This is a genomic window from Bradyrhizobium sp. UFLA05-89, from assembly GCF_059803475.1.
In genome coordinates this window covers 1-3094 of the sequence record NZ_JBANBA010000237.1, presented here as the reverse complement: position 1 = coordinate 3094, position 3094 = coordinate 1, and the positions used below count along the sequence as shown (strand labels likewise).

The 3094-nt window shown below is 56.8% G+C and carries 3 protein-coding genes; all 3 read left to right on the top strand.

The window, feature by feature from the left end; genetic code table 11:
- The first annotated feature begins 207 nt into the window (after nt 1-207).
- Nucleotides 208-624, top strand: coding sequence for a hypothetical protein (locus tag SO139_RS45885; RefSeq protein ID WP_498542124.1), 417 nt, complete (start codon nt 208-210; stop codon nt 622-624).
- Nucleotides 625-848: 224 nt separating this feature from the next.
- The gene (tnpA, locus tag SO139_RS45880; protein ID WP_498542123.1) at nt 849-1451 is read left to right on the top strand and encodes an IS66-like element accessory protein TnpA; all 603 of its coding nucleotides are present in this window, start codon (nt 849-851) and stop codon (nt 1449-1451) included.
- Nucleotides 1452-1613: 162 nt separating this feature from the next.
- On the top strand, nt 1614-2882 hold the full coding sequence (locus SO139_RS45875) for a toll/interleukin-1 receptor domain-containing protein (protein WP_498542122.1): 1269 nt from the start codon (nt 1614-1616) through the stop codon (nt 2880-2882).
- Nucleotides 2883-3094 lie beyond the last annotated feature (212 nt).

Here is a 3094-nt window from a genome sequence, read left to right as displayed (position 1 = left end):
GACGCGGCCCGCGCCCACGACATTCGAATCATGGTTGCCCATGGATTCAGAAGCCCGCAACAAAAGCAACTGTAATGCTAGCTAGTCATCACAAGCTATGGCGAGCCCGAGATCACCCTCGATAATGTCGAGGTCGCGCAGTTCATTTATCTCCTCCTTCACAACAAGAAGATCCGCGAAGTAATCGATACAATTACCTCCAAGGCTGTGCTGATCCTCGGTCGTTTTACAGATGAGCGAAAGGTCGTTCTCAACGCCATTCGCGAGGAACTGCGCAAGCGTGATTACCTGCCGATTCTATTCGACTTTGAGAAGCCAAGGAGCCTCGATACGGACGAGACGATCACGCTGCTCGCTCGGTTGGCAAGGTTTGTCATTGCCGATATCTCTGACGCCAAAGCCGTGCTGCAAGAACTGCGTGCAATTGTGCCGGACCTTCCCTCGTTACCGGTGCAACCGATCATCCTCGCGACACAGGAGGAGCCAGGCATGTTCGACTTTTACCGGAACAGGTCGTCGTTTCTAACTGTGCACCGCTATGCCGATCAGGAGCAATTGCTTGCCGACCTTGGTGACAAGGTGATCCGTCCCGCAGAACAAAGGGCTGTGGAGCTTCGAGGTTGAACCGCATACGAGCCATACTTTCGTTGGAATGTCTGCTCCTGGGCTCTGGCCCGCTATCGCGGCCGCTAACAGCGGCACGGCGGACCTCGCACGCTCCTGGCCGCGGCGTTGGGTTATGAGCACAGGCAGCAGCAAGAAGGGTAAGCGTCGTTCAGCCTCCACCTTCTCTTGGCGCTTGTGATGGGCGAGGTTCGCGAACTCTTTGAAGGGATCGGCTTGTGTCTATGCTTGACCATACGCTTAAGTCGGACGTGGCGACGAGCCAGCTGGAAATGATCACGGAGACGGGACGACGTCGTTGGTTTTCCAAGGATGACAAGGCCCTGATTGTCGAGGAGACGACGGCACCAGGCGCGGTCGTTTCCGACGTTGCCCGACGACACGGGCTAACACCCCAACAAGTGTTCACTTGGCGTCGGCAAACGCGCCAGCTGCGGTCAACGAAGGCTGACGAACCGCAGTTTGTACCTGCGGTGGTGGCCACACCTGCTGCGGCTATAGGCCCGAAGCGCAAGGCGCAACGATGCAAGGCCAAGTCGGAACTTGGGGGCATCGAGATTGCGATCAATGGCATTACAATCCGGGCCGGTCTGCTCGACGCCGTGCAGCAGCGGCTCGATGCGAACCCGCTCGCTATGCGCCTTCGTAGCGAGACTGTCGAGCATCCGTTCGGCACAATGAAGCCACGCATGGGAGCGACGCACTTCCTGACCAAAACTCTCCCAAAGGTAGCCGCCCAGATGGCCCTCGCGGGGCTGGCCTATAATCTGACCCAAGCAATGAATATTCTCGGGATCAGGCCGCTGATCGCCGCGATCGCGGCCTGAGCCAGCCCAGTTTTGGCTTCGAGACTGACGGCCCTGTGGGGCCTTTTTACGCGGCCAAGACTCGGGGGCGGACCGACCAAACGCACTAGTAGAGGGCCCCCAAAAGGTATAGACCGCGTTGGTGCGCGAGATTACGGTGGGCGCTACCAGTGGTGGTGGATGATGCTAAGTCCGATCGGGTTTTGGAGCTATAGCGACACCGACGATGATCATTCGCGCGGTCGTTTGAGTCAACTACGCGCGCTGTTGGCGTCCGAATTGCAACAAAAGATTGGTCGCAACCTTAAGGTCAACATCTTTCAGGACGTTGCGGCAATTCCACCCGGCGCAGAATGGGAAAAGCAAATCCGAAACGCAATAGACGGATCGTCCTTTCTCATACCAATTGTTACGCCGGCGTTGCTACAGAGCGAATGGTGCTGCCAAGAGATCGCCTTGTTTCGGCAACGCGAAGTAACTGCGTTGGGCCGTACCGATCTCATTTTTCCGATTCACTATTTAAACGTCGATGATCGCGATCCCTCCCGACCTGAAGACTGTCACGATGCGGACGTTTTCCGCTTTCTACGCGGCCGACAATGGACCGATTTCCGTGCGCTGCGGCATAAAAACCCCGAGAGTGAGGACGTTGCGCGCAGGATCGATGCGTTGGCCGATGCTATTTGTGCGGCGCTACGCCGCCACGACGAGCGAGATGCATACGCTGAGCTGGCCCGCCGATGGTTAGCCCAAGACCGAGCGCGCGTGGACAATGATCGGCGTGTGAGCGAAACGGAGGTCAAGGCCGAGACAGTGCGGAAGCGTTTGGAGGCTGAAGCAAAACGCGCTGAGGACGAAGCAAAAAGCAGTGCGGCAGATAGGCTTGCGACTATTGGTGTTCACCTCGCCAAAGACGGCGCAGTTAGTGGTAATGCCTGGGTAGTGGCTAGAGTTCTTCTCCGTGTCGGTGCTGGAGGAGCGTCAGAGTCGCTCGTGAATGCAGTCCCTGACCCCGACCCCGTGCAACCTTGGCCAAGCAAAGGCCACTGTCGATTCCTCCGAAAATTTGACGTTGCGGCAGACCCGGTGTTCGACCTTATGGTGGAGAATACGAGCGGCGGTCCGTTGCTGTTCTTGAAGACTGGGATTCGAATCCTTCAGCGGGAGCCGTTGAGGGGCGGCGTGATGGGCTCCCCCCAACCAATCGAGGTGCAGGCCGAATACAGTGTCCACTGTCGTGAAGACTGGAAGCACTTCAATCTGAACGACAAGGAAAGTTGGGTAGTTTTCCAAGATCCCATGTGGATGAATAACGATGATGCTCCATTTCGGTTTACATTACGTCTCGAGAATTTTTGTGACACCGACAGCGCTTCTTCTTCTGAAATTCGCTTTCTTCTTCAAACGAGCAGCGGGATGGTTGAGTCCGAATCGATTTGGCTGGAGCAGTGAACGTTCCCCCAACCCCTCCCGCTGAGATCGAGCAATTCCGTTCGTGGCCCGTTGCTGACTGCGTGACGACCGCGCAGATGTCCGGTTTGTGGGTTGGAGCGGACTAGCGTCAGATGGATTGGCGAGGTCGCCTGTTGACCGATTCCGTTGAAAAAGGCCGCGGTTGCGACTCAGAGATACCAGTGATTCAGTCTGTCTAGTTGGCAGGACTG